The sequence below is a fragment of the Aquimarina sp. U1-2 genome, assembly GCF_017897595.1.
GTDB lineage: Bacteria > Bacteroidota > Bacteroidia > Flavobacteriales > Flavobacteriaceae > Aquimarina.
The window spans coordinates 70,420-95,881 of record NZ_JAGKIK010000010.1 but is presented as its reverse complement, the minus strand read 5'-3'; the positions used below and the strand labels follow the sequence as shown (position 1 = coordinate 95,881).

General features: G+C 34.6%; 26 protein-coding genes. 20 read left to right on the top strand and 6 right to left on the bottom strand.

Annotated elements, in window-relative coordinates:
• The first annotated feature begins 26 nt into the window (after positions 1-26).
• The 14 genes from J8281_RS13495 to J8281_RS13430 all read left to right on the top strand — a co-directional run bounded on the left by J8281_RS13495 (position 27) and on the right by J8281_RS13430 (position 12,422).
• Positions 27-347, top strand: coding sequence for a DUF4286 family protein (locus tag J8281_RS13495; RefSeq protein WP_210198165.1), 321 nt, complete (start codon positions 27-29; stop codon positions 345-347).
• On the top strand, positions 334-1,197 hold the full coding sequence (rsmA, locus tag J8281_RS13490) for a 16S rRNA (adenine(1518)-N(6)/adenine(1519)-N(6))-dimethyltransferase RsmA (protein WP_210198164.1): 864 nt from the start codon (positions 334-336) through the stop codon (positions 1,195-1,197). Before J8281_RS13495 ends, rsmA begins: the two co-directional genes overlap by 14 nt.
• An 88-nt stretch (positions 1,198-1,285) precedes the next feature.
• Positions 1,286-2,635, top strand: coding sequence for a magnesium transporter (gene mgtE / locus J8281_RS13485; protein ID WP_210198163.1), 1,350 nt, complete (start codon positions 1,286-1,288; stop codon positions 2,633-2,635).
• A 598-nt stretch (positions 2,636-3,233) separates the two neighbouring features.
• A complete protein-coding gene (locus J8281_RS13480; protein WP_210198162.1) occupies positions 3,234-3,629 on the top strand; it encodes a thioesterase family protein in 396 nt (131 codons plus the stop codon).
• A 208-nt stretch (positions 3,630-3,837) separates the two neighbouring features.
• Positions 3,838-4,926, top strand: a complete 1,089-nt coding sequence (locus tag J8281_RS13475; RefSeq protein WP_210198161.1) for a Gfo/Idh/MocA family protein — start codon at positions 3,838-3,840, stop codon at positions 4,924-4,926.
• A 155-nt stretch (positions 4,927-5,081) separates the two neighbouring features.
• The gene (locus J8281_RS13470; RefSeq protein WP_210198160.1) at positions 5,082-6,374 is read left to right on the top strand and encodes a WD40 repeat domain-containing protein; all 1,293 of its coding nucleotides are present in this window, start codon (positions 5,082-5,084) and stop codon (positions 6,372-6,374) included.
• Positions 6,371-7,606 (top strand): hypothetical protein, encoded by a 1,236-nt coding sequence (locus tag J8281_RS13465; protein ID WP_210198159.1) that lies wholly within the window; start codon positions 6,371-6,373, stop codon positions 7,604-7,606. Before J8281_RS13470 ends, J8281_RS13465 begins: the two co-directional genes overlap by 4 nt.
• Positions 7,607-7,662: 56 nt before the next feature.
• Positions 7,663-8,604: a 2-hydroxyacid dehydrogenase gene (locus J8281_RS13460; RefSeq protein ID WP_210198158.1), complete on the top strand. Its 942-nt coding sequence runs from the start codon at positions 7,663-7,665 to the stop codon at positions 8,602-8,604.
• Between the two features lie 415 nt (positions 8,605-9,019).
• A complete protein-coding gene (locus J8281_RS19890) occupies positions 9,020-9,433 on the top strand; it encodes a response regulator transcription factor (RefSeq protein ID WP_371812615.1) in 414 nt (137 codons plus the stop codon).
• 188 nt (positions 9,434-9,621) lie between these two features.
• The gene (locus J8281_RS13450; RefSeq protein WP_210198157.1) at positions 9,622-10,134 is read left to right on the top strand and encodes a DUF4199 domain-containing protein; all 513 of its coding nucleotides are present in this window, start codon (positions 9,622-9,624) and stop codon (positions 10,132-10,134) included.
• Positions 10,135-10,530: 396 nt separating this feature from the next.
• Positions 10,531-10,902 carry a TM2 domain-containing protein gene (locus tag J8281_RS13445; protein ID WP_210198156.1) on the top strand — a complete coding sequence of 124 codons (372 nt, stop codon included), beginning with the start codon at positions 10,531-10,533 and terminating at the stop codon, positions 10,900-10,902.
• An 81-nt stretch (positions 10,903-10,983) separates the two neighbouring features.
• The gene (locus J8281_RS13440; protein ID WP_210198155.1) at positions 10,984-11,307 is read left to right on the top strand and encodes a helix-turn-helix transcriptional regulator; all 324 of its coding nucleotides are present in this window, start codon (positions 10,984-10,986) and stop codon (positions 11,305-11,307) included.
• Between the two features lie 26 nt (positions 11,308-11,333).
• Entirely contained in the window at positions 11,334-11,819 is a 486-nt protein-coding gene (locus tag J8281_RS13435; protein WP_210198154.1) for a DUF6428 family protein, read from the top strand.
• A 177-nt stretch (positions 11,820-11,996) separates the two neighbouring features.
• Positions 11,997-12,422: an arsenate reductase ArsC gene (locus tag J8281_RS13430; RefSeq protein ID WP_210198153.1), complete on the top strand. Its 426-nt coding sequence runs from the start codon at positions 11,997-11,999 to the stop codon at positions 12,420-12,422.
• A gap of 26 nt (positions 12,423-12,448) precedes the next feature.
• Here J8281_RS13430 and J8281_RS13425 read toward each other — a convergent pair whose 3' ends face one another.
• The 4 genes from J8281_RS13425 to J8281_RS13410 form a co-directional block, all read right to left on the bottom strand.
• Positions 12,449-13,660 (bottom strand): mechanosensitive ion channel family protein, encoded by a 1,212-nt coding sequence (locus J8281_RS13425; protein WP_210198152.1) that lies wholly within the window; start codon positions 13,658-13,660, stop codon positions 12,449-12,451.
• Positions 13,661-13,754: 94 nt separating this feature from the next.
• Positions 13,755-15,560, bottom strand: coding sequence for a lysophospholipid acyltransferase family protein (locus tag J8281_RS13420; protein WP_210198151.1), 1,806 nt, complete (start codon positions 15,558-15,560; stop codon positions 13,755-13,757).
• 52 nt (positions 15,561-15,612) lie between these two features.
• Positions 15,613-16,866 (bottom strand): aspartate kinase, encoded by a 1,254-nt coding sequence (locus J8281_RS13415; protein WP_210198150.1) that lies wholly within the window; start codon positions 16,864-16,866, stop codon positions 15,613-15,615.
• 14 nt (positions 16,867-16,880) lie between these two features.
• Positions 16,881-17,360 carry a GNAT family N-acetyltransferase gene (locus J8281_RS13410; protein WP_210198149.1) on the bottom strand — a complete coding sequence of 160 codons (480 nt, stop codon included), beginning with the start codon at positions 17,358-17,360 and terminating at the stop codon, positions 16,881-16,883.
• A 333-nt stretch (positions 17,361-17,693) separates the two neighbouring features.
• On the opposite strand from J8281_RS13410, the gene fbp reads away from it, so the two are divergent.
• The 5 genes from fbp to J8281_RS13385 all read left to right on the top strand — a co-directional run bounded on the left by fbp (position 17,694) and on the right by J8281_RS13385 (position 22,137).
• Positions 17,694-18,698, top strand: coding sequence for a class 1 fructose-bisphosphatase (gene fbp, locus J8281_RS13405; protein WP_210198148.1), 1,005 nt, complete (start codon positions 17,694-17,696; stop codon positions 18,696-18,698).
• Positions 18,699-18,917: 219 nt separating this feature from the next.
• Positions 18,918-19,271, top strand: coding sequence for a fructose 1,6-bisphosphatase (locus tag J8281_RS13400; RefSeq protein ID WP_210198147.1), 354 nt, complete (start codon positions 18,918-18,920; stop codon positions 19,269-19,271).
• Between the two features lie 18 nt (positions 19,272-19,289).
• Positions 19,290-20,114 (top strand): cell envelope biogenesis protein OmpA, encoded by an 825-nt coding sequence (locus J8281_RS13395; RefSeq protein WP_210198146.1) that lies wholly within the window; start codon positions 19,290-19,292, stop codon positions 20,112-20,114.
• Positions 20,101-20,598: a Rab family GTPase gene (locus J8281_RS13390; protein WP_210198145.1), complete on the top strand. Its 498-nt coding sequence runs from the start codon at positions 20,101-20,103 to the stop codon at positions 20,596-20,598. The genes J8281_RS13395 and J8281_RS13390 overlap by 14 nt, the downstream gene beginning before the upstream one ends.
• Positions 20,599-22,137 (top strand): ATP-binding protein, encoded by a 1,539-nt coding sequence (locus tag J8281_RS13385; RefSeq protein WP_210198144.1) that lies wholly within the window; start codon positions 20,599-20,601, stop codon positions 22,135-22,137.
• A gap of 28 nt (positions 22,138-22,165) precedes the next feature.
• Here the strand turns inward: J8281_RS13385 and J8281_RS13380 are convergent, their stop codons facing one another.
• Both J8281_RS13380 and J8281_RS13375 read right to left on the bottom strand, forming a co-directional pair.
• Entirely contained in the window at positions 22,166-22,597 is a 432-nt protein-coding gene (locus J8281_RS13380; RefSeq protein ID WP_210198143.1) for a TerB family tellurite resistance protein, read from the bottom strand.
• A gap of 186 nt (positions 22,598-22,783) precedes the next feature.
• Positions 22,784-22,930: a hypothetical protein gene (locus tag J8281_RS13375; protein WP_210198142.1), complete on the bottom strand. Its 147-nt coding sequence runs from the start codon at positions 22,928-22,930 to the stop codon at positions 22,784-22,786.
• A 694-nt stretch (positions 22,931-23,624) separates the two neighbouring features.
• Here J8281_RS13375 and J8281_RS13370 point away from each other — a divergent pair.
• Positions 23,625-25,352, top strand: a complete 1,728-nt coding sequence (locus tag J8281_RS13370) for an AraC family transcriptional regulator (protein ID WP_210198141.1) — start codon at positions 23,625-23,627, stop codon at positions 25,350-25,352.
• Positions 25,353-25,462 lie beyond the last annotated feature (110 nt).

Below are 25,462 nucleotides of genomic sequence, written 5' to 3'. Positions count from 1 at the left end.
CTAAAAACTACAAACTAAAGATTACTATGTACATTTATAACGTTACGGTTAACATTGAAGAAACTATTCATGAGGAATGGCTAGATTGGATGAAGCATGAACATATTCCCGATATGCTTGCCACAGGAAAATTTAGCAAAGCCTTAATGACCAAAGTTCTAGTTCAAGAAGAATTGGGAGGCCTTACCTATTCTGTACAGTATACTGTAAAAGATCAAGATACGCTTCAACAATATTACACAGAAGATGCAGACCGACTTCGAAGCAAATCAGAAAAATTTGCCGGTAAATATGTAGCCTTCAGAACAGAATTAGAACTAGTAAGTGAGCATCATGCGACATCATAAAAAGAATAAAAAATACGCTCAGGACACAAAATCGTCTTCAGAAAAAACCCCGGTACGTGCCAAAAAACATTTGGGACAGCATTTTCTAAAAGATGAAAATATCGCTAAAAAAATAGCAGATACACTCACATTAAAAGGCTATACAAATGTGATAGAAATTGGTCCTGGTACCGGTGTACTTACCAAGTATATTCTTATGAAAGATGTACAAGTAGTCGCCATGGATCTCGACGAAGAATCTATAGTATATCTTAATCATAGCTTTGCTTTAGAACATCCAAAAGTTGTGAAAAATAATGTCAATTTTCGAGTGATCGAAGCCGACTTTTTAAAATACGATCTTAGTACACTCTTTACGAACGAGGAGTTTGCAATTACAGGAAATTTCCCATACAATATTTCTTCACAAATTGTATTTAAAACACTAGAAAACAGAGATCGTATTCCCGAATTTACAGGAATGTTTCAAAAAGAAGTAGCAAAGCGCATTTGTGAAAAAGAAGGAAGCAAAACATATGGTATTTTGTCGGTGCTGGTACAAGCCTTCTACGATGCAGAATACTTATTTACAGTACATCCCGAAGTTTTTGATCCCCCACCCAAAGTACAAAGCGGCGTATTACGACTGATTAGAAAAAAAGAGTATTCCCTTCCTTGTGACGAAAAACTTTTTTTCGCTGTGGTAAAAACAGCATTTGGGCAACGCCGTAAAACACTAAGAAATAGTTTAAAAGCATTTCAGCTAGACGAAGAAACCAAAACCTTAAACGTATTCTCTCAGCGTCCCGAACAATTATCTGTAGATGAATTCATAGCCTTAACCACTCATATTCAAAAAGTGAGATCGTAATACTATTTAATTTTTTTGAACAACCCTGCTAAAATTCTTTAGTTATCTTTGTGGGCATCGGTCAACTGGTTTATTAAATATTCACACTATGCAATTTCAGATTTCTAACGAACTTATTCATCAAATCAGGTACCTTATCGATGCCGAAGATGAACAAGAGCTCCTCGCAATATTAGGTGAGGTTCACTTCGCAGATATTGCAGAAATCCTGGAAGAAGTAGACCTTCAAAAAGCTACCTATCTCGTAAAACTATTAGATAGCGAAAAAACCTCTGAAGCGCTCATGGAACTGGAAGAGGATCTTCGTGAACGTATCCTCGACAATCTTTCGGCCAAAGAAATTGCTGAAGAGCTTGAAGAAATGGACACCGATGATGCAGCCGATGTTATTGGCGAATTACCTGAGCAACTAGCCGAAGAAGTTATATCAGAAATCGAGGACGAAAAGCATGCCAAGGATATTAAAGAGCTTCTTACCTATCATGAAACCGCTGCCGGTGGTTTGATGGCCAAAGAATTGGTACAGGTCAAAGAAACATGGACCGTAGCCGGGTGCGTGCGCGAGATGCGCCGGCAAGCCAAAAATGTAACTCGAGTGCATTCTATTTACGTAGTCGATAAAGATGGAAAACTTAAAGGTCGACTGTCTCTCAAAGATCTACTTACAGCCGCAGCAAAAGCGCATATTAGTGATGTGTATATCCCAAAAGTAGACTATGTTAATGTAGATACCGAGGGTGAAGAAGTTGCCCGAATCATGCAAAAATATGATCTCGAAGCCATCCCGGTTGTAGATCATGAACATGTTTTGGTGGGTAGAATCACTATCGACGATATCGTTGATTTTATAAAAGATGAAGCCGAAAAAGATTACCAAATGGCCGCAGGTATTTCTCAAGATGTCGAAGCAGATGATACCGTTTGGGAATTAACAAGAGCTCGGCTACCATGGCTAATCCTGGGTTTATTTGGTGGTCTGGGTAGTGTTTTTATTATGGAAGGATTTGAAGAAGCTTTGGCAAAATACAAAGAATTATTTTTCTTCACTCCGCTGATCGCCGCCATGGCAGGTAATGTTGGGGTACAATCTTCGGCGATTATTGTGCAGGGATTGGCAAACGATAATGTGAAAGGTAGTTTATTAAGCCGTTTACTCAAAGAAATCGGGCTCAGTTTGATAAGCGGTGTCACTTTGGGGGTTTTAGTTATTCTTTTTGGAATTTTTGACGGTATGGATTTGTTGTTTAGTTTTACCATCGCCATTTCTATGCTTTGCGTTATTATTGTTGCCGCTTTAGTAGGTACTTTTGTACCAATTATACTCGATAAAAGAGGGATTGATCCTGCGATTGCCACTGGTCCTTTTATTACTACCAGCAACGATATTTTTGGTATTTTTTTGTTCTTTTATATTGCCAAGGTAATTTTAGACTTTTAGGCAGGCTGCAAGCACCGCGCTTTCCACTCTTCAAAAAGGGACTTTGCTCCTTTACACCAGAAGACAATGGCGCGGTAGCGACAGGCGAGATAGATCACCGGAAAAGGGATGCCAGCCTGCCATACGCCAAGGCGGACAGAGAGGGTAATACGTTGGTTCAATCATTGGATAAAATTTTTATTTGAGGTCTCGATTTGACGATTTTCTAGATTGGATATTTGTTAGTAGTAATAATTTAATCGTAACGTCATGCTGAGCTCGTTTCAGCATCTTATAAGTATTTAATTTTTAGTGCTTTATGAATTGAGACCCTGAAACGAGTTCAGGGGGACGTATGAATTATGAATCTTAACGGATATTCAGTTTTTAAACCCGGTTTATGCATTAGAATTTCGTAATGAGGGTTGAAAATGCCATAAAACCAGGTGTTTTCTGAGTTTCAGCATAGCACCGCTACGGTGAAACTTAAAAACATAACGTAGTGCTTGGTTTTGCAGCAGTTTCAAGCCGTAATAGATTTTCTAATGCATAAAGCGGGTTAAACCTAAATTTTTACATCGAGTTTCACCTTGTAAAATTCTTTAAAATTCCATTTTATATGAAACCCAAGATTTTCGAATCCCAATTAACTGTTCCGCTATCGGCTATCGACGAAATGCATCATGTTAATAATGTTGTGTATCTTCAATGGATACAAGATATTGCTAAAAAACACTGGGAATCAAAAACTGATGTAACCCTACGTAATACCTATGTTTGGGTTGTGCTACATCACTTTATCGAATATCATCACCCGGCATTTAAAGATGATCAGCTGGTATTACACACCTGGATAGATCATTATCAGGGAGCAAAAAGTGAGCGACATACCAAAATTTATCTCTCAAAAACCGAAAAAGTATTGGTTTCAGCAAAAACAATGTGGTGCCTGCTAGATAAAGAAACGTTAAGACCTACTAGAATCACAGACGAAATAAGTACCTTGTTTTTATAAGGAAACGGTGCATCATGTATTGCTGTTCGAAAAAGCAAGTACCAAACATACAGGAGAAGTAGAAAGCGACGGCACCGCCTCAACTTATATTAATATGTAATACAAAGATGAAATCGTGTCAAATACTTTACTCTGTATTCGACACGAACAAAAACATTTTTTGTAACTAAGTGGTACTGATCACTGCTAATCTATAAAGCCAATAGTTATGAATTTAAATCGAAGAGCATTTATAAAAAATAGTAGTCTTTTGCTTGGCTACAGTCTGTTTCCTTATTCAAATTTATATTCAGGTGCCGTTTCAAAGCAAATAGGAGTTTGCTTGGTTGGTTTAGGCAATTACAGTACTTCTGTACTTGCTCCTGCCCTACAACTTACAAAGTACTGTAAACTTACAGGAATTGTAACCGGGAGTCCTTCTAAAATTCCAAAATGGCAAGAACAGTATGATATTCCTGATAAAAATGTGTACAACTATGACTCGATGCATGAGATTGCGAACAATCCTGATATTGATGTCATCTATATTGTAGTACCTACAGGGTTGCATGCCAAGTATGCCATTCGAGCCGCTAATGCAGGCAAACACGTATGGTGTGAAAAACCAATGGCAAAAACCGAAGCTGAGTGTAAGGCTATTATACAGGCATGCTCAAAAAATAAAGTAAAGCTAGCTATTGGCTATCGTATGCAACACGAACCTAACACCCAAACAATTATGAAATGGGCTACCACAAAACCGTATGGAAAAATCAAAACGGTACGGGCAGAAATAGGATACCACGTTAGAGATCCCAAACGTTCCTGGCGATTAGATGCACAATTAGGAGGAGGTACCATGTATGATTTGGGTGTTTACGCACTTAACGCCTCGCGATATAGCACTGGAGAAGAACCTATCTCGGTTGCTGCCAAACAAATGACTACCCGTCCTGACATATTTACGGAAACCGATGAGACCACGCATTTCACTTTAGAATTTCCATCGGGAATCGTTGCCCACGGTAAAACTAGTGTTGGTAAATCTATGCACGAATTGTATGTAGACTGTCAAAAAGGGTGGTACACCCTTGCTCCTTTCTCTATGTATTCGGGAGTGCAGGGAAAAGCAAGTGATGGCACTTTACTGAATATACCTATTCAAAATCAGCAAGCAAGACAAATGGATGATGACGCGTTGGCAATTCTTAACGATACCGCAGTATTGGTTCCTGGTGAAGAAGGCATGAAAGATATTAAAATTGTTGAGGCTATCTATAAAGCTGCCAGGTTAGGAAAAACGTTATCTTTATCTTAAAATACCATTGGGCATTTTAAAAGAGATAATAAGAATTTTAAAAATTACTTTTCAAAAGGGAATGTTCAAAATTTTTAATGGGAGAGCGTAGTGGTTACATACGTTCTCCGTTTTTTAATTATTTAGTTTTCAAACAATTAAAAATAGTTAAATGTATGAAAAAAATTGGTTTTGTCATTGCACTCAGTATCGTTATGAGCACGCAGTCTTGTAATGATTGGCAACAAATTGGCGAAAGCATACATTCAGAACATCCCGGAGATTTTACCGGTATCGCTACGGCAATGAGTGACGATGGTGCTATAATTGCTATTGGATCGCCATACAATGATAATACTGGGATTGGTGCAGGACAAGTAAGAGTATTTCAGGAAAAAAATGGGCAGTGGGTTCCTTTAGGTAACAGCATTGAAGGATTACAACCTTATGAACACTTTGGTTCTACCCTCGCAATGAATGCAGAAGGGAATATTATTTCGATAGGCGCACTACATAGTTCGATACACGGTGAAAATTCTGGACAGGTTAGGGTATTTAAGCTACAAAATCAAAAATGGGTACAACTAGGTCAAAGTCTTAACGGAAGCAAAGCTCATGCAGCATTTGGATATGATATAAGCCTAAGCGATAATGGAGAAACACTTGCAGTAGGTGCGCCTCATGTTGAACCTACTGGAGAAGTACAGAGCAGTATCACCGTGTACCGATGGGACAACAAAACCTGGAAAGTTTTAGGAACGCCCATACAAGGGATAATAAAAACTTCATACTTCAAAGACAATTCAAAAATTCATGAAGTTCAAATTGGCAAGTCTCTAAAGCTAAGTAATGATGGCAAATCATTAATTATCGCTACAGATGGCAGAGAAAATGATACCACTATATATCAACTCGAAGATAGTGAATGGAAACAAAAAGGCAATAGTATTCGTTACAATTATCGCGGGTATACGATCCCGGCAAATACAGTTTCTATAAATAATGATGGGTCTGTGATTGCTATTGGATATGACATAACGCAAATATCGAAATATTCAAACGATAGTAAAAGGGGTAGACTATTACTTAATGGACATATACAGGTGTTTACTCTTGATTCGAATAACCGATGGAATCAATTAGGTAATACTATTTATGGAACAGATTTAGATCATTTTGCTTACAAAATCGAATTGGATAAGTCAGGAAACCGCCTGGCAGTTACCAGTCGAGGTCGAGATCCCGATGGAGGTCCCAAAGATTACAATTTTGTATCAGTTTTTGAACTTGTGAATAATCAATGGCAATTATTTGGTGAACGAATTAAACTAGAACGAGCATATTTAGATTTTCCAACTTCATTTGCTATCAATACTGATGGGACCAGAGTAATTATTGGTAATAGCAATATGGATGATAATCATACCACATTTGGTGAAGTAAAAATCTTTAAAAACACCTCGAAATGAAAGTTGAAACTGCCGCTATGGTCAATCGGGTACTCTATATACTACTTTTATTCATCATATACGGCTGCGATCGTAGAGATGCTAATAACAAAGACATTACCATTTGGAAACCATTAGGAAATACAATCAAGCTATCTGCAGGAGAAAATCGAACTGATTTAATAGAAATGAGTATAAGTGCAGATGGTAGTAAAGTAGCGATTATAGATTATTTTCAACAATTAGATACCACATTACCTTCAAAAAAAATAGCAACGTTCGAACTGCGAGATTCTATTTGGTCATCTTTTGGCAATACACATACAGATAGTACGCACTTCACCAACGCTCAAGTTTATGCTATGAGTAGTGATGCTTCCAGAATTGTAACCGGACAGCTAGCCTATAATCTACAACAGATACAAACTTTTGATCGTAAAAATAAAAATTGGACCTTAATAAACGACACCAGTGTTGTACGAAAACCAAGCTCGTATAGCTGGCTGCAGAATGTAAAACTAAGTGCGAATGGTAAAACTTTAGCGATATCGTCTCCAGTTCTTGTAAATAGTACTTCAGAAGTACAAGTATACTCCTGGAAAAACAAAGGATGGATTCCAAAAGGTAATGCTATTCCTATTAAAGATAAAATGGCTTTAAATTATGGTGGTGCTAATTTTTATTGGAACAATGTCAACTTAAATGAAGATGGATCAATAATAACTATTGCCAACATATATAATTATGACAATGGTCCCGATGCGGGTCAAGTAAAGGTATTTAAGTATTCCGATAGTATATGGAAACAGGTGGGTAATGATATTAATGGGGATCTTCCTTATCAAAATTTAGGAACTTCGGTAACTATAAGACCAGATGGTAAGTCACTTATGCTATCTTCTTCTTCAAGAATCAAAGATCGCCAATTTTTGCAATATAACTTAGAAAATAAGTATTGGGTACAGCAAAAAAACTATATCCCTTCCAGGTTTTATGATAACGCTATTTTAAAGCTAAGCAAAGAGGGTAATATTCTTTTAAGCAGCTCTGATTACGAAGGGTACTCAGGCAAAGCCTATACTATCTATATCCATAAAAGAATAAATAGCGATTGGAAAATAATTGGTCGTATCGATGAAAATCATGATCATTTTAATGAAGTTTTGTTCAGTGAAAATCAAAATAGGCTCTTCATTTTATTTGATGGATTTAGAGATAAATATATCAAGGTATTTACACCTGAATCCACATAAATGAATAGATTTACTGTTCTTTAGCTATTTTGTAATTCGAATATCGAGAAAAACACATGAAAATCCTTCACCTAGATACCAATCATGCTTTGTTAATAAAACAACTTCAAGAAGCTGGTTTTGAAAATGATGAAGATTATCAATCCTCTAAATCTGAAATTGAATCCAAAATTTCTAATTATGACGGAATTATAATTCGAAGTCGATTTATGATAGATAAAACTTTTCTGGATAAGGCTAAAAACCTAAAATTTATCGGTCGGGTTGGTGCCGGACTCGAAAATATAGATACAGATTATGCTCAAAAACTAGGAATTCAACTTTTTAATGCTCCCCAAGGAAACCGAAATGCTGTTGCAGAACACGCACTCGGCATGATATTGTCATTATTTAATAAATTAAACCAAGCCGATCAAAGCGTACGGCAAGGGAAATGGCTTCGCGAAGAACACCGCGGCTTAGAACTTGATGGCAAAACAGTTGGAATTATAGGATATGGGCATATGGGGCAAGCTTTTGCGAAAAAACTTAAAGGATTTACAGTCGAAGTGATCTGTTATGACATTTTGGATCACGTGGGAAATGAGGATGCTACTCAGGTTCAGATTGAGGACATTTTTGAAAAAACAGATGTTTTGAGCCTGCACACTCCCGAAACTCCTGAAACTATTGGTATGATTAATAAAAAATTTATTCGGCAGTTTAAAAAACCATTTTGGTTGATCAATACCGCCCGGGGTAAAAGTGTAGTTACTCAAGATTTGGTAGCAGCTATACAAAATGGTAACGTTCTTGGTGCAGGATTGGATGTTCTGGAATATGAAAAATCCTCGTTTGAAAATTTATTTAATTATCACAACGAAATGCCTCAGGCTTTTCGTGAATTACTTCGAATGGAAAATGTGATTTTAAGTCCGCATGTAGCAGGATGGACAGTAGAGTCCAAAGAAAAATTGGCACAAACTATAGTCGATAAAATAAAAATCGCCTTTTGTTAAAAACCGTATTCTCAATATATACGAAGGATTCAAAACAAATAGCATTAGTATAGCACGGAATTAAAAATAAGCATAGGCAAAAGAAACGATATTATCATCATTTGAATCAACTCAAACAACTATATCATTAAACCCCTTCTCAACTATTCAATTTAAGAACTAATATTAGGGTAAAAATAAGTCTGCTTATATTATTATAATATGAAGTTAATTTTATTGATTGTCCGTTATTATACCTAAAATTTAACTCAGAAGTCATCCTGAATTCATTTCAGGATCTCATCAAGTTTATTTTCAGTACATTGAGATGAGAAGCTGAAACAAGCCTGTGCTGAACTCGTTTCAGTATTCAGCTTGACGCAAACTGTTTAGGTTAAATTACGGATATTCATATTAAGTTTTATAAATTAACCAGGTGAAAAAAACAATTCTAATTTTTACAGCACTCATTTTGGCTCTATTGGCGCTTTTTAGAATCAGTAGGTATACTTTGTTTATGAGAGACGCTTCTATTGAAACCATACTCGCGATAGTAGCAATAACCTTCTTGGGTATCGGAATCATTATAAAAAAAAGAGTACTATTCCCGAAAAAACAACCTTTAGCCATAGATCACAAGAAAATCCAAGAATTAGGATTGAGCAAACGCGAGTATGAAGTACTTTGTCAAATCGCCTCGGGACTCTCGAATAAAGAAATTGCCGAAAAATTATTCGTTTCAGAAAGTACTATTAAAACACATGTATCTAATGTATTGCTTAAATTAGATGCTAAACGACGTACCCAAGCCATTCAGATTGCAAAACAGCTGCAAATATTACCTTTATAAAGAAACCAAATGCTTACTTTGTTACAATTCATACTAAAGTATGATCCTAAAACTGTAACCTACACCTACTTTTGAAGAATAGAGGCTATTTCAAAATACGAAATAAGCCATAGCAATGATGATGAAACCCACCCATATGATTACATGGCGATTCCATCTGACTACTAAAAAACAAAAAAGATAAACAGATGAAACATACAATTATTCGTTACGGAACCTATAGTGCAATAACCCTATGCTCACTTGCCCTGGTAGGATGGTTTATAGGTAAAAATTTTGACTACACCATCCAGGAAGCTATTGGATATACCACTATGGTAGTATCTTTAGTATTTATTTACTTCGGAATTAGATACTATAGAGATCATGAAAACAAGGGTATTGTATCCTTTGGCACAGCCTTATGGATAGGCGTCGTTATTTCGTTAATAGCCGGGTTATCATTTGGGATTTTAGATGTGATCTATATCAAATATATTCATCCAGATTTTGTAACCGAATATTATATGCATCATGTCGATACATTAAGAAACACGCTATCTGAAGCAGAATTTCAAATTGAACTAGAAAAACTAGAATCCCAAAAAGAGCTATTCTCCAACACTTTTTTCAATTTTTTTCTCATGTTCGCTACGGTTTTGATCATTGGATTTATAGTATCGTTGATTTCAGCAGTAATTTTGCAGCGCAAACAAAACTAAAAATAGCATCAATTTAACCATATAATATCAAGTCAATACCCCAAAGGAATATAGTTGAACTCTTCTGCTAGAAAGACAGGTAGTAATGAAATAACGCAGAGAAGCTATGAAGATTCATTTTCTGGATACATCTATAGAAGAACTAAGTTATAAAATGAGCTATACTAATAGGGATGATACGCACCAATATGTTTAATTGGTGATTCGTTTGACCATTTAAAGCGATAAATGAAACGAATAAAAGTCAATTAAATATCAAAAAAGATAAATAAATCTCGTAAGTCATACCAGAAAAGAATACGCAAGCAACGTATCATTTGACCTTTTTTTAGGCTAGTTTGAGTCAAGAAACTTTTTTTTCGTATTTTTCTACAATTAATCAATTAATCAAACAACATGAGTGAAGAAAACAAGAATTTGGGAGACGATATTAAAAAAGGTGCTGAAGAAGCAGCTGAAACCGTAAAAGATACGGCTAATGAATTTGCAGAAAATGCAAAAGAAGCCTTTGGATCTCAAGATAATAAAAAATTGTTAGCAGGAATTCTTGGTATCATCTTGGGAACGCTTGGAATACATAAATTTGTTCTAGGCTATACCAAAGAAGGTGTTATCATGCTTGTATTGGGTATATTAGGTATATTTACTTGCGGTATTACATCTTCGATCTCGTGGATTGTGGGACTCATAGAAGGAATTATGTACCTTACCAAATCTGATGAAGAGTTTTATCAAACCTATCAAGTAGGCCGAAAACCCTGGTTCTAAAATAATAAAAAGTCAGAAATACTATTGCTGACTTTTTTATTTCAAAAATACATCGTAATATTGCGATATATAAATAATAAAATGGGAATTACAAAAACGCAAATCTTTGATATCCATCAAAATGAGTTGGCTCAGTTTTTTAAAATATTAGGGCATCCAGCCCGCATAGCAATTTTACAATACATCAGCAAACAAAATGCTTGTATTTGCAATGATCTTGTGGATGAAATCGGCTTGGCGCAAGCTACGATCTCTCAACACCTTAAAGAACTAAAAAGTATTGGATTACTCAAAGGGGAAATTGAAGGTAAACGTATGTGTTATTGTATAGACCTTGATCGTTGGAACGAGTTACAAGAATCCTTAAACACTTTTTTCAATACAACAAAACACAATTGCTGCTAAAGTAAGTAGCCTAAATATATCAAACTATGAATACATCTGAATTTATTACTTTATTAGCCGAGCACCAGGATAAATCATTAGTATTTGAGTATGCACCTGGAATGTTAGTAGGCACTAATTACCACATCACCGAGGTTAAACATGTTACCGTAGAAGCTGTAGATTGCGGTGCAGGAACAGACTCGTGGAGAGAAACTGTAATTCAGCTTTGGGAGAGCCCTACCGAGCTAGGCAAAGCCGATTTTATGAGTTCGTATAAAGCACTTGCTATTTTAAAAAAGGTGGGGACGATGAAAGATTATGTAATGGAAGCACAAGTAAGAATTGAGTATGGTAACTCACAATTTCATACCGCACAATTACATGTCACAGGGTTTTTAGTCAAAGAAAATAGTCTCATTATCAAATTGGCCGTAAACCCAACAGATTGCAAAGCCAAAGAGGTTTGTGGAATACCAGAAACAACTATAGCTAATGCCGATAATTGTGCAGCAGGAAGCGGGTGTTGTTAAAATATTCGCCTTACTAACATTGCTTTCGCTTGTCCATAATTTTTGCAATTAACTTTGTAAGTAAATATTGATTAAAATTAAAGACGCGTATGAAAAAATAGGCAATGTTTATAGTAATGGTTTAATAACATTGTTTTAGAAAGAAGAAGTAAATTAAATTTGTAACCACACATAAAGATGAATATTTTAGTATTATGCACAGGAAATTCTTGTCGCAGCCAAATGGCAGAGGGCTACTTAAAACATTTTGCAAAAGAACAAGCTATAATTTATAGTGCCGGAGTAGAAACTCATGGTGTAAATCCAAAAGCCATTACAATCATGCAAGAAGACGGTATTGATATTTCGAAACACACCTCTAATCATTTAGATGAATATCAAAACATTAAATTTGAGTATATCATTACGGTATGTGACAATGCCAAAGAACAATGTCCCTTTTTCCCTGGTAAAGGAAAGCGGTTACATTACAACTTTTTCGATCCTTCAAAGGTAGAAGGATCCCAAGAGGAAATTCACGCAGCTTTTACTAAAACCAGAAACCAGATTAAAGAATATTGTAAAGATTTTGTGAAGCGAGAACTGCCGAAGGCTATTGCGTAAACTAGCAGTATTACGCTTTAACTACATCATTTCTCGATTTTGAAGCCTGGTTTCGAATAGGTATCGGGTACATTATGCGAAGGCACCGTAAGCATGTTTCCATCTCTTACCGCATGATAATGTGGAGATAAAATTTCAATTCCGGCATCATGTAGTGCATTTTTTATATGTTCATGCAGCATAGAATAAATCAACGCCGATTTTTCAGGGTTTTGGGTGTAAGCGTTAATTTCATAATTGACATAAAAGTCATCTAGACTTTTAATTAAAACGAATGGCGAAGGCTCTTGTAAAATAAATTCTGTTTTTTTTGCGCCTTCTATTAGGGCTTTTAATACTTCGTTGCTTACTACATCATAGCCAATAGTCACAGAGGTATGTAGAATGATACCAATATCTTCTTTCGCGTTTTTTGTGAAATTAATGATATGATTTCCTAAAATTGAAGAATTGGGTACTGTTATGTTTAAATTCTTAATAGTTTTTACACGAGTGACCAAAAGGCTTTTATCGATTACATCGCCAATGGTATCTCCGATCTGTACCCTATCCCCCACTTTAAAAGGCCGCATATAGGTAATAACAATTCCTGCCACTATATTTGAAATCGCCGAAGTTGAACCCAAAGAAAACAGTACTCCAAAAAATATCGAAACTCCTTTAAAAGCAGGAGAATCTGAACCGGGTATATACGGAAAAATTATAATAACCGAAAAAGCAATAATGACTACTCTAAGCAAATTAAAAGTAGGGCGTGCCCAATCAGCATGAAAACCATCGAGTTTAACCGCTTCACGTTCTAGTTCGTTGGTGACATATTTCAAAAATCGCAACACGTATCTGGTCAAGAAAAAGATGACTAAAATGAAAAACAGATTAGGTATAAATCCTACGATCCCATGATAGATAAATAGTAACGGTTTTTTAATGTATTCTATAACGATATCAGCATATTCGCGTGTTTGCGGCACCAAACTAAATAAAAACGGAAGGTATAAAATTAAAAAAGTGATATAGATAGAAATGCGAAGTAGCCGAATAACAAATTTAAGAATATGTCGTTCTCGTCGTGGCGTGATAAACCTAAAAAACTGGGCAATTTTTTGGTTTCCGAAGAAAATATTATGTTCGATAGTACTAATTCGTCTTTGAAGCCAATTAAAAAACTTCTTACTCAAAAAGAAAAATAATACTATCCCTAAAAGAGCGATGGCAAAGTAAATGTATTGAACAGTCATTAGTATAATTAGGTTAAGGTTATCGATCTAGAAATTAGGGATTAAGCAAGTACTTAAATTTTGAAAACGCTGGAAAAAATACATATTGTTAGCGCTATTTATCTACGTTTTTGAAATATTTCTGCTCTAATTCAGCCTGAAATTCTTCCATAACCGGTTTTACGGTGCTTTCTGGTAAATCAGCTATCCTAATATACATAAGCCCATCTACTGCATTATTGAATAACGGATCGACATTAAATGCGACTACTTTTGCATTTTGTTTAATATATTTTTTGATCAGTACAGGGATACGAAGGCTTCCTGGTTCTACCTCATCAATAATTTTATCAAATTTATTTAAATCACTTTTGCTTTCATCAAATACAAAATCCTTATCAGCGTCTTTTAATTTTACCTTAAATTCTTTCTTCGGATGTACATACTGTGCGACATAGGGGTCATAATAATGAGATTTCATGAACTCTATCATTAGCGATTTAGAAAAGCTACTAAATTTATTACTAATACTTACACCACCTATAAGGTATTTATGCTCAGGAAATCGTAAGGTACAATGTACAATACCTTTCCAAAGTAAAAATAGAGGCATTGGCCGTTGTTGGTACTCTTTGATAATAAATGCCCTACCCATTTCTATCGATTGGCTCATCATCTTGTGTAATTCGGGTTCGAAGCGAAATAAATCCTGTAAGTAAAATCCATCAATCCCGAAATTGCTATAAATTTTAGATCCCATGCCCATTCGGTAAGCGCCAACTAAACGTTTTGCATCATTATCCCATAAAAACATGTGATGATAATAGTCGTCGAATTTATCCAGATCGATCGAATTGTTGGTTCCCTCGCCAATGGCTCTGAACGTTATTTCTCGTAGCCTTCCTATTTCATTTAAAATATTGGGAATATATTTTTTCTGTGCCAAAAAAACCTCATAATTCTTACTAGTGAGCAATCGCTTATCGTGATCTCGACAAAACTGCAGTTCTGACTCAATAATCTGGGTGTTTGCTTCTCCGGCTATTTGCTTAGGAGACTTTGGTATTTTTAGATTGGGTATTGATTCTCGCAGGGTCTTTTTTTCAAAAGGATTCGCCAGCATATAGGTTTTCTTTCTTAAAAAATTAGTAAAATCTTTTAAGTCGGTATATTCTTCTTGATCTTTTACAGATACCGGGTTTCCTATTCTTACCTTGATCACCCGATTTTCTTGAGAGAATAATTCACTAGGCAGTTTTGCTGTTCGCAACGTATCGCTAATAGAGGCCAAGCGATAGAAAAGCGCACTGTTTTTGGCATGAAAATATATAGGAATTACCGGTACTTTTGCTTTTTGTACCAATCTCATAGCGCCTGGTTCCCATGGTTTATCCACATAATTTTTCCCTTCTTTTAAGGTAGAAACTTCTCCCGCAGGAAAAATACCTAAAGGCTTGCCTTGCTGAAGATGTAAAATGGCTTCTTTGATTCCTTTATGACTTGATTTGCTGTCCTTCCTGTCTTCGAAAGGATTTACAGGCATAATATAAGGCTTTAAAGGATCTAAATTATGTAGTAAAAAATTAGCAATGATTTTATAATCAGATCGATGTTCGAGCATCAATTTGAGCAATACAATACCATCTAACCCTCCTAAAGGATGATTAGACAACGTAATAAAAGCACCATCTTTAGGCAGCCTTTTCAGGTCTTCTTCAGGAATCTCATAAGTCACCCCGTGGATTTCTAATGCTTTTACCAAAAATTGTAAATCGTTAAGATGTCTTATCTTATCATATTGACGATTCACTTTGGATAATCGAGTGACTTTAAGAATTAGCCAACCTAGAAAAGTACCAATAAAACCAAGTTTATCCAGTTTAAGCCCTATGGCTATTTCTTTTGCTGTGACAATGGGCATTAAATACAATTTGTGCTACCTGCAAATATAGCAAAATCCTCGAATTGAAATACTACTCCCTCACAATCATCTGGTAGGTTTCTCTGGTGGTTTGCTTCAACAAAATTTCTTTATCCTTTTCTAAGGTTTGAATAGCTTTTTTAGTGTAATGACGTATGGTATATAGTGATACCCCAGTATTAAAGGTTACTTTAAATTTTGATTTTAATTGTTGCAGTAGTGTATCCAGGTGATTGAATTTATCATCTAAGCATACCGAAAAACTGATGGCAGAATTTTGTATCAAATCCACTTTAATTTGATAGTGATGAAAAAGTCTGAAAATCTCGCTGATGTTATCTTCTACTATAAATGAAAAATCCAGGGACGACAACGAGATCAATATCTGATTTTTTTTAACAATATAGCAGGGAATATAAGGGTGTAATGCTTGCCCTTTTTCTACTGATGTTCCTTGAGAAGTTGGATCTATAAAAGATTTTACGCGAAGCGGAATTTCTTTGCGCTGCAAGGGCTGTATTGTTTTGGGATGAATTACAGAAGCTCCATAAAAAGCTAGTTCTATAGCTTCTTCATACGATATTTGAGATAAGAGTTCTGTGTTCTTAAATACCCGTGGATCTCCGTTTAGCACTCCGGGTACATCTTTCCAAATAGTGACACTGTCTGCTCCCAGACAATACGCAAATATACCCGCAGTGTAATCACTTCCTTCTCTTCCTAAAGTGGTTGTAAAATTATGTGTATCAGATCCTATAAACCCTTGAGTGATAAACATTTCGTTTTTACGAACTAAGGTCATAATATTCTTCTGAGTACGTTCCCAATCTACCTTTGCATCTCTGTAGGCATTGTCGGTTTTAACCATGTCCCGGGCATCTAACCATGTGTTTTTATATCCCACGGTATTTAAATACTCACTTATAATCGTTGTTGAAATCAATTCGCCATAACCTACCACCTGATCATAAACATAATCATATTGTTGAGATTTATTTTGTGAGAGTGTAGCTTCTAATTTGTTGAACAGATCTTCTGTCTTTTGAAAAACAGGATGCTGTTTGTTTTCAAAAAGCTCTTCTTCAATTTTTAGATGATGATTTTTTACCGTAGCAATTAAGGCAGTAAGCTCTGTGGTATTTTTGAGATAAGCCGAGACAATCTTTTCTAAAGCATTCGTAGTTTTGCCCATGGCAGAAACAACTATTAACAGGCTAGAATCTGCTGTAATTTCAAGCACCCGAACTACGTTTTTAACCGCTTGTGCATCTTTCACAGAAGCGCCTCCAAATTTAAATACTCTCATGCTCGCTAATTTTTCTAAAGCTGTGCTATAAATTTATTAATCCCGTCTTGATGCATTTGCACCAAATACCAATCTTTTAATAGAGTCGCACCACTTTTTTCATAAAATTTGATGGCATTTTGATTCCAATCCAGTACTACCCATTCTACCCTGCGCACACCTTTTTCCTTAGCATACTTCATAACTTGTGTGTATAATGCGCTTCCTAATCCAGTGCCTCTCATGGCTTCTTTAACAATTAAATCTTCCAGATGAATTGTACGACCCTTCCATGTCGAAAAACGATCATACACCAGGGCAATTCCAATGATCTCTTGATGAACTTCTGCAACAAAACAATGAAAAAGAGGATGTTCACCAAACCCTTCTCTAATAAGTTCTTCGACTGTTATTTCTACAGCCTCTGGCTCTTTTTCAAAAACAGCAAGTTCCTGTATTAATGCAAGTACCTGGGGCATATCAGTCTTTTTTGCGTCTCTTATGATATAATCCATAACTTTAATATTTATTGTACATCGTGAATTTGCGTAGAAAATTTTTGTTAACTAAGATGATTTTCTATAGAAAATTGCCTGTCTGCCTATAATAGGTAGATAACGAAAACAAGTAAATTTTCAATTAAAAGCCTTTTCGAACTTCGCTACGTAAGCTCAATGCGCTACCAAAACTATAAAATAAGAATCAAAAACCTTACAATTTAATAAGGATACTACGTTCTTCATTTTAGTTATAACAAAATTAAAATTGTTGCATAATTTAAACTTACGAAAACCTTATAGTTATTCAAAAAACAATATTTTTGCATCAAATATGATATACCACCAACCATGAGAAAAAACCAAACCTTAGGAGAATTCATTATAGAAAACCAGAAAGATTTCCCCTATGCCAGTGGCGAGCTGTCACGTTTGATCAATTCTATTAGATTAGCAGCTAAGATGGTGAACCACCAGGTCAATAAAGCAGGTTTGGTAGATATTACAGGAGCAGCAGGAGATACCAACATACAAGGTGAAGACCAACAAAAACTGGATGTACTAGCCAATGAAACGTTTATTAATACCTTAACCAATAGAGAAATTGTATGCGGAATCGCTTCTGAAGAAAATGATGATTTTATTACCATTAAGGGTCAGAATAATGATCATCGCAATAATTATGTGGTGCTTATGGATCCTTTGGATGGTAGTTCTAATATTGATGTAAATGTTTCTGTAGGTACTATCTTTTCTATTTATCGTAGGGTGACTCCTACCGGTACGCCCGTTACGCTTGAAGATTTTTTACAACCAGGAAACTTACAGGTAGCCGCCGGCTATATCATATATGGTACTTCTACGATGCTGGTATATACTACAGGTCATGGCGTTAACGGTTTCACGTTAAATCCCGCTTTGGGCACGTATTATTTATCGCACCCTAATATGCAATTTCCAGAAGACGGTCATATCTATTCGGTTAATGAAGGCAATTATATTCATTTCCCCCAGGGTATTAAAGATTATATCAAATACTGCCAAGAAGAGAAAGAAGATCGCCCCTACACCTCTAGATACATAGGCTCTTTGGTTAGTGATATTCATCGCAATATGATTAAAGGCGGTGTTTATCTATATCCAAGCACCTCAAAATCACCTAACGGAAAATTACGCTTACTTTATGAATGTAATCCGATGGCATTTCTAGCAGAGCAAGCAGGTGCAAAAGCAAGTGATGGCTTTAAAAGAATTTTGGATATAAAACCGACCGAACTTCATCAACGTACTCCTTTTGTATGCGGCAGCAAGAACATGGTTACCAGAGTAGAGTCTTTTATGAAAGAGACAAAATAACGTCTACAATTCGCAATCAAAATCTTACTTCTATATTGAACTTGGTGTAAGGACACCATACTCCCGTATGCCCAGTCAAGGGTAAAGAATATAGTTTTCAATACATAATCCGGGTTAAATACAAAGCGAGTTCATATTATACACCATTCCCTCTTTGTTTTTAACATTTTATTATTAATTTTATAAAGAACTCGTACATGCATTAAATACATCTTTACAATGGCCAAAGAAAATAAAGTTAATCAAGAACAAAATACCAACGATCCTTCATCCAAAATAGAAGCCATCAAAAATCTTATTTTTGGAGAAAATATTGCCGCCTATAATTCAGAGTTCGAAAAAGTTAAAAAAGATATCGCTGCAAAACGACAAGAACTGAGAGATTATATAGAAGATACCAGCAAAGAATTAAACCAGGCCATAGATAATCTAAGTACCGATATCAACATCAGGATTACAGAATTAGAGGATAATCTGGCCGATAAAGCCGAGGTGTTGGATGCTAAAAAAGTAGATAAAAAAACATTAGGTGATCTTCTTATAACATTAGGTGAAAAAATAAGTCAGAAATAATCCATCTATCCAAAAACTATGGAAGATCAGGATAAACTTAAAATTTTAAAAGACCTTCTTTTTACTGAGGAAAAAGAATACACCGATGCTATTGCGGTAAAATTAGAAGAACTCAGTAAAATAGTACATCAAAAACAAGAACTTTCTCATAAAGTAGATCCTATTATCGATGATAAATTGGATGAATTCGTTCAGGAAATCCCTAAAACGCTCGGACCAACGATTACCGAGGCGTTAAAAGAAGAAATTAAAAATTCTCAAGATGCTGTAGTCGAGGCACTTTTTCCTATTATTGGCAAGATGATCAAAAAATACATCGCCCATGAGATGAAATTGCTTAGTGAAAACATCAGCAGACAAACAAAAAAAGCGTTCTCTTTCAAAAATTGGTTCAGAAAAACAAAAGCAAAGGCATATGGAGTATCTGATGGTGATTTGACCCTTTCAGAATATTCGAAGCCCAGGCTTATTCAGCTATTTGTTATAGAAAAAAACTCCGGAATTTTAATTGCTGATTACAGTCCGTTTCGAGAGGATACTATTGATAATGAAATGATCGCAGGCATGCTAACAGCCATTAAGAGTTTTGTTGAAGATGCATTTAAAGGCGGGGATCAAAATCTGGAAACTATTGAATATGAACTATATACGATACATATTCAAAATTTTTATTCATATTATATGGCAGCAGTCATTTCTGGAGCATACACCCCTTTGTTTAAAGAAGTACTAGAAAATCACATACTGGATTTTGCTGCACATAGAATTTCAAATAGAGACTTAGAAAACAATACACTTTTTACAAAAAAACTTAAAAAACACTTTGCAAATGAAATTGTCTAAAAAAGTAGTGCTTCTAGGACACTTCGGTGTTGGAAAAACATCACTCTTCAGGCGTTTTATTGACAACGAATTTTCTGAAGAATACAAAGTAACTCTTGGTGTTCAGATCAAAAAAAAAGTAATTCAGTTACCAAATAATACCGAAGTATCTATGATTATTTGGGATACCGAAGGACATTCGAATACCGTAGAAGATACCCGAAAATCGTACTTATTAGGATCGCATGCATTTATATATGTATTTGATGTAACCAGAGAAGACACTTATAAAAACATTGCTCAAGATGTAAACTATTTAAAACAACAATATGATAAGGTGTCGATAAAAGTGATTGGAAATAAATTAGATCTTATAAACGAAAAAACTGCGGTTAAAAATCTAAAAGAAAAAGGAATCGATTTTGATGGTTTAACAAGTGCGAAAACCAATAAAAATGTGCAAAGTTTCTTTTTAGATCTTGCGCATGAAATAACCGAAGAATAAATGATGGCAGACCCAAACGAAAAGCTTCAATTTAATCCGCAAGTACAAATTATCACGGTATCTTACCAAGGTGTTATCAAAAAAACAGATACCTCACTTTTTTCATGGTCAATAGGAGATTCTATCTATGATCTTCATCCCTTTTTTGAAATTTTAAAAACGCTGGATAAGACTACTACTACCTATGAAGCTTTAAATTTCCCATGCATACACCTTGAAGAAGGTCATTTTGAAAAGATTTGTGACCTTACCATACAACCTAATGCCAAAGAAATTACTATTTACGTATATGATTATACCGATAAATACAAAGAAGTTAATCGCATAGCACAAGAGAAAAATGAATCTATTCTTCTTGCGAAAAAGTTAGAATTAAAGAATAAATACTTGCTAGAAAAAGAAGAGTTCAAGAATAGTTTTATCGCCAATATTAATCACGAAATAAGAACACCGTTAACGAGTATATTGGGTTTTGTAGAGGTATTAGAAAAAACGCAATTAACCTTTGAACAAGAAGAATTATCTAGAATTATCAAGCGTGAAAGCCTTCATCTAAATGCGCTTATTGATGATATGGTCGATATCGCTAAAATTGAGTCGGGAACTTTGAAAATCGCAGAAGAACGTTTTTCTTTCCAGGATTTAATTAATGGCTTTCGAGAAACCTATTCTAAAACTGCACAAGAAAAAGGACTAATATTTGAAACCCATGTAGATACGCACATACAGGAATACCTAATTGGAGACAGAACACGGGTATATCAAATCCTAAATAACGTTCTGAACAATGCATTTAAATTTACTGAAAAGGGGGAAATCACATTTACAGTATCCAAAAATTATCAACGTTCTAATAAGCTAAGCTTAACATTTAAAATCGAAGACACCGGGTCTGGTATTTTAGAAGAAGATATGCTTTATCTTTTTGAACGATTTACTCGATTTAATAACGACCCGCAGATTTCTGGCAATGGTCTTGGTCTTGCTATTGTAAACAATTTGGTTCGCTTACTAAATGGTGATATTAAAGTTAAAAGTATTCCCGATCAGGGAACAATTTTTCATATTAAGCTTCCTTTTACTTTTGAAATTTTAAAATCGCAAGTCCCTCAAAAAAGAAAGAAATACAGTTTGCCCGATCATAAAAAGAAATTTAGGATACTTTTGGTAGAAGATGAAGAAATCACGCAATTTTTAATCATGAAAGTACTTATCTCGCAAGGATCTTATTTTGTTGATGTTGCTATTGATGGGGAACAGGCAATCGAATACATAGAAAAGCGGCAATACGATCTCATATTGATGGATTTGATTGTGTCGAAAATAGATGGGTACAAAGCCACTCGAATGATTAGAAACAATTATGGTGATTCATTTATTTCTGAAGTACCTATTATAGGGTTTTCTGCGACAGCCGATGATGGTGTACGAGACAAATGTTTGCGATCGGGTATGGATGATTTTATTGCTAAACCTTTTGAACAAGAAGAATTACTTTACAAAATCGTTAAGCAAATAGCAAAAAAGGCTGCCGTATAGGCAGCCTAAGCATATAAAGATGCTATGTTTATCTGTTCATATTTTTGATTTCTTCTGCAAAAGTATCTTTGTCTACTGCTCTATCTACTAGATAAAGTGCCTTATCGACAATATATTTTGCATTTTCGGGAGTAAACCCAAGACCAATACTTAGTTTTTCTAATAATATAACTTGGTCATCTTCTTTGATATTATCTGCAAATACCATTCTTGCTAAATCATATAATCGTTCTAATCTTCGATCATAATCATAAGGAGGATTAATTGGATGTGACTTGTAATTCTTTAAAATTTCATTATAATCATTTTCAGAAATATCAAGTCTGTCGGCCAATCGATCAAGAAAAGCTTTTTCCTCGTCTGTAATGACACCATCGCTCATAGCAACTCTTACTATTGCGGCAAAATGATCTTGGTTTCTTTTTTGAAAACCACTATCAAATAAATCAGATATGGACATTATATACTAGAATTTAATTTGCCGCAAATATAAATAAACTCTACTCCTTTTAAAATTAATAGCTATCCTTTTTTGAGGATCTTATGAGCTGAGATAAAGCAAAATTTACATTATCAAATTTATTATGGGATAATTTTATAGTAAACAAACGATAGGTGATGAGTCTAGTTTGTTTATAATAAATTTTTAATGACATGCAGATCCAATAGTAGAACACTGAGGATAACAAAAATTAGAACTGCAGTATATTTCCCAACCGTTACCCGTAATATGTTGAAGCTGATCTTTTTCAATTTTTTGAACTCCGTTTACGTTTAAAATTTTGTCTAACATAATAATAAAGTATAATTTATAATGATTTACTAAAAATTTAAGAACAATTAGCACTTGTTCTGCATAGATATCACCTATATCTAAAAGTAGTATGGTCTAATGCAGCAGATAATGTTCTATTTTTTGTAAAAACAGCCATGTTCAAACAATTGAATACATGGCTGCCTTACGAACTTGCACTACCCAACTAAAACAGATTAATAGCAATCGCAACCATGTCCATTAGGTTTCCCACCTGTAGGCCCACAGATAGCAAAACAGTTTACAAATCTACCTCCATTGATGGTCTTCTGTGCTTCGCTGTTTAACTTTACCGTATTTTTTAAATTCAAAATGTTTTTTAACATAAGTGATGAGTTTTATAGTTTTTGTGTTTTTCTGAACATTTTAGGACAGTCAGAAGTTCTGTCAGATTGATCTGGTAAATACACTAATAAATAGCATTGAATATTCAGTTGTACTTATTGTACCTACATTTTATCTTTCACCAAATGTAAGGGAATGAATATGAGTCAAACAAATACTTTCAGTAGCTTTTCCATGAAAACACAGTTTGTTTTCATGGAAATAAGGATAGCTTTATAACCCAAAAATGATACGTAATTATGAAATAAAAGAAAGTAGTTACAAAAAGTTAAATGTTGGTATTTTAGCTATCAAATCTATATGTTTGTTTTACAAAAAACAGACACTCATGTCAATCGCTACTGTTTTTCCATGTAAGTACATCACGCATCCCGTTCTTTTCTTCAGTATTGCTTTTGTTTTGTTTACTCAGGTTCGTGTTCTTGCTTTCCAAAGCTCTTTTGATAGCTTGCAGCAAAGAGATTATAAATACCTAAAAAAATACATTTATGCATTTGCAAAAGATTCAGTCAAGGCCATACCTTATGCCCGCTATTATTTAGAAAAGGCTAAAAGAGAACAAGACACTTTGGAGATAGTGAATGGGTTCTATTATTTTTCGGGAATAACCAAGGATGAAAAAATCTCAGAAAAATATGTTGATAGTATGCTTTTGTTTTCAAAAACTATCCATACCAAAGTTTATCCTGCCTTAGCCTTCTTTAACAAAGCTAAAATCGAATATAATAAAGGCAACTTTAAACAAGCTCTTGATTTTTATCTAAAAACTAATGCGACAGCGAAAGCATTAGACAATACACATTTATTTTATGCCAGCAAGAAAAGCATTGGTATTCTTAAAAGTAGAATTGGCGAGTATGACGCTGCTCTTCAAGAGCTAAGAGAGTGTTATGCATATTACACTTCAAAGATAAGCGCAAAACCTGTTACCTATATTAGTACATTAACTGCTTTATCCGAAGCATATATTTATACTAAAAAACTGGACTCAGCTTCTTTTATAAATCAACTAGGGTATGAAAGCTGTTCTGATCTTAATTTGAAAAAGTTACAGTATTATTTTACCCTAAATGAAGGCGTAAATTTATATTACAAAGATCACTATAAACCCGCTTTGGATAGTCTATCACTATCTATTATTAAGCTTCGTAACAACAAAGATAAGGCGAATCTTTCTATGGCGTATTTCTACTATGGCAAAACATTGATGGCTTTAGGAAGAGAACAGGAAGCTATCGACGCTCACATTAAAGTTGATAACATATTTAAAGATATATTAGAGATTATGCCTAATAATCGTGAGAATTATGAAATTTTGATCAACTATTTCAAAAAAAATGGAAAAACAAATAAACAACTGTATTATATCGAACAGTTAATGAAAGTCGATAGCATCTTAAATGTGAATTATAAATATCTTTCAAAGAAGATGGTGTTGCACTATGATACGCCCAAATTACTTTTAGAAAAACAAGATATTATCGATACACTAGAAACTCAGCAACAAAAATCACATACATATATACTCATTTTAGGTTTCCTATCGCTAATAATGTGTGCTCTCTGGGTGATTAATAAAGAAAGGCAGAATAAATTTAAGCATCGTTTTGAAAAAATTTTGAACGAACAAACAACAAATCCAAAGACTTTAAAAAACGTAACGAGTAATGAAGAGAATGAAGCTTTGAATATTCCTGAAGAAAGTATCAAAGATATACGCAACAAACTTTTAGTTTTTGAAAAAGAACTTGGGTTTCTCGAGTGCGATTTGTCTATTGGTATTTTGGCAAAAAAACTGGGAACAAATACTAAATATCTATCAAAAATTATTAATACTTACCAGCAAAAAACCTATAACCATTATGTAAATAACTTAAGAATAGATTATGCTATTCGTCGCTTAAAAGAAGATGCCAAGTTTAGGAAGTATACGATAAAAGCCATTGCTAAAGAAGTTGGTTTTAAAACTACCGATGCCTTTTCTAAAGCCTTCTACAAGAAAAATGGTATTCATCCATCCTACTTTATAAGAACCTTCGAGAAAGAGTTTGACTGAATACTACCGTATTGTTTTGCCATGTTTTCACGGAAAACAAGCAAATAATCGTAAAAATGATAGAGGTGCAACGCAATGTGTAAGTACCTTTGAAGTTTTATGAGAAAGTA

Coding starts and splice junctions, on each gene's coding strand:
- mgtE (WP_210198163.1), top strand. CDS start 1,286: ATGCAATTTCAGATTTCTAACGAACTTATTCATCAAATCAGGTACCTT.
- J8281_RS13415 (WP_210198150.1), bottom strand. CDS start 16,866: ATGAGAGTATTTAAATTTGGAGGCGCTTCTGTGAAAGATGCACAAGCG.
- J8281_RS13460 (WP_210198158.1), top strand. CDS start 7,663: ATGAAAATCCTTCACCTAGATACCAATCATGCTTTGTTAATAAAACAA.
- J8281_RS13445 (WP_210198156.1), top strand. CDS start 10,531: ATGAGTGAAGAAAACAAGAATTTGGGAGACGATATTAAAAAAGGTGCT.
- J8281_RS13400 (WP_210198147.1), top strand. CDS start 18,918: ATGGCCAAAGAAAATAAAGTTAATCAAGAACAAAATACCAACGATCCT.
- J8281_RS13390 (WP_210198145.1), top strand. CDS start 20,101: ATGAAATTGTCTAAAAAAGTAGTGCTTCTAGGACACTTCGGTGTTGGA.
- J8281_RS13435 (WP_210198154.1), top strand. CDS start 11,334: ATGAATACATCTGAATTTATTACTTTATTAGCCGAGCACCAGGATAAA.
- J8281_RS13420 (WP_210198151.1), bottom strand. CDS start 15,560: ATGCCCATTGTCACAGCAAAAGAAATAGCCATAGGGCTTAAACTGGAT.
- fbp (WP_210198148.1), top strand. CDS start 17,694: ATGAGAAAAAACCAAACCTTAGGAGAATTCATTATAGAAAACCAGAAA.
- J8281_RS13465 (WP_210198159.1), top strand. CDS start 6,371: ATGAAAGTTGAAACTGCCGCTATGGTCAATCGGGTACTCTATATACTA.
- J8281_RS13440 (WP_210198155.1), top strand. CDS start 10,984: ATGGGAATTACAAAAACGCAAATCTTTGATATCCATCAAAATGAGTTG.
- J8281_RS13410 (WP_210198149.1), bottom strand. CDS start 17,360: ATGGATTATATCATAAGAGACGCAAAAAAGACTGATATGCCCCAGGTA.
- J8281_RS13480 (WP_210198162.1), top strand. CDS start 3,234: ATGAAACCCAAGATTTTCGAATCCCAATTAACTGTTCCGCTATCGGCT.
- J8281_RS13470 (WP_210198160.1), top strand. CDS start 5,082: ATGAAAAAAATTGGTTTTGTCATTGCACTCAGTATCGTTATGAGCACG.
- J8281_RS13370 (WP_210198141.1), top strand. CDS start 23,625: ATGTCAATCGCTACTGTTTTTCCATGTAAGTACATCACGCATCCCGTT.
- J8281_RS13380 (WP_210198143.1), bottom strand. CDS start 22,597: ATGTCCATATCTGATTTATTTGATAGTGGTTTTCAAAAAAGAAACCAA.
- rsmA (WP_210198164.1), top strand. CDS start 334: ATGCGACATCATAAAAAGAATAAAAAATACGCTCAGGACACAAAATCG.
- J8281_RS13425 (WP_210198152.1), bottom strand. CDS start 13,660: ATGACTGTTCAATACATTTACTTTGCCATCGCTCTTTTAGGGATAGTA.
- J8281_RS13375 (WP_210198142.1), bottom strand. CDS start 22,930: ATGTTAGACAAAATTTTAAACGTAAACGGAGTTCAAAAAATTGAAAAA.
- J8281_RS13450 (WP_210198157.1), top strand. CDS start 9,622: ATGAAACATACAATTATTCGTTACGGAACCTATAGTGCAATAACCCTA.
- J8281_RS13395 (WP_210198146.1), top strand. CDS start 19,290: ATGGAAGATCAGGATAAACTTAAAATTTTAAAAGACCTTCTTTTTACT.
- J8281_RS13430 (WP_210198153.1), top strand. CDS start 11,997: ATGAATATTTTAGTATTATGCACAGGAAATTCTTGTCGCAGCCAAATG.
- J8281_RS13495 (WP_210198165.1), top strand. CDS start 27: ATGTACATTTATAACGTTACGGTTAACATTGAAGAAACTATTCATGAG.
- J8281_RS13385 (WP_210198144.1), top strand. CDS start 20,599: ATGATGGCAGACCCAAACGAAAAGCTTCAATTTAATCCGCAAGTACAA.
- J8281_RS13475 (WP_210198161.1), top strand. CDS start 3,838: ATGAATTTAAATCGAAGAGCATTTATAAAAAATAGTAGTCTTTTGCTT.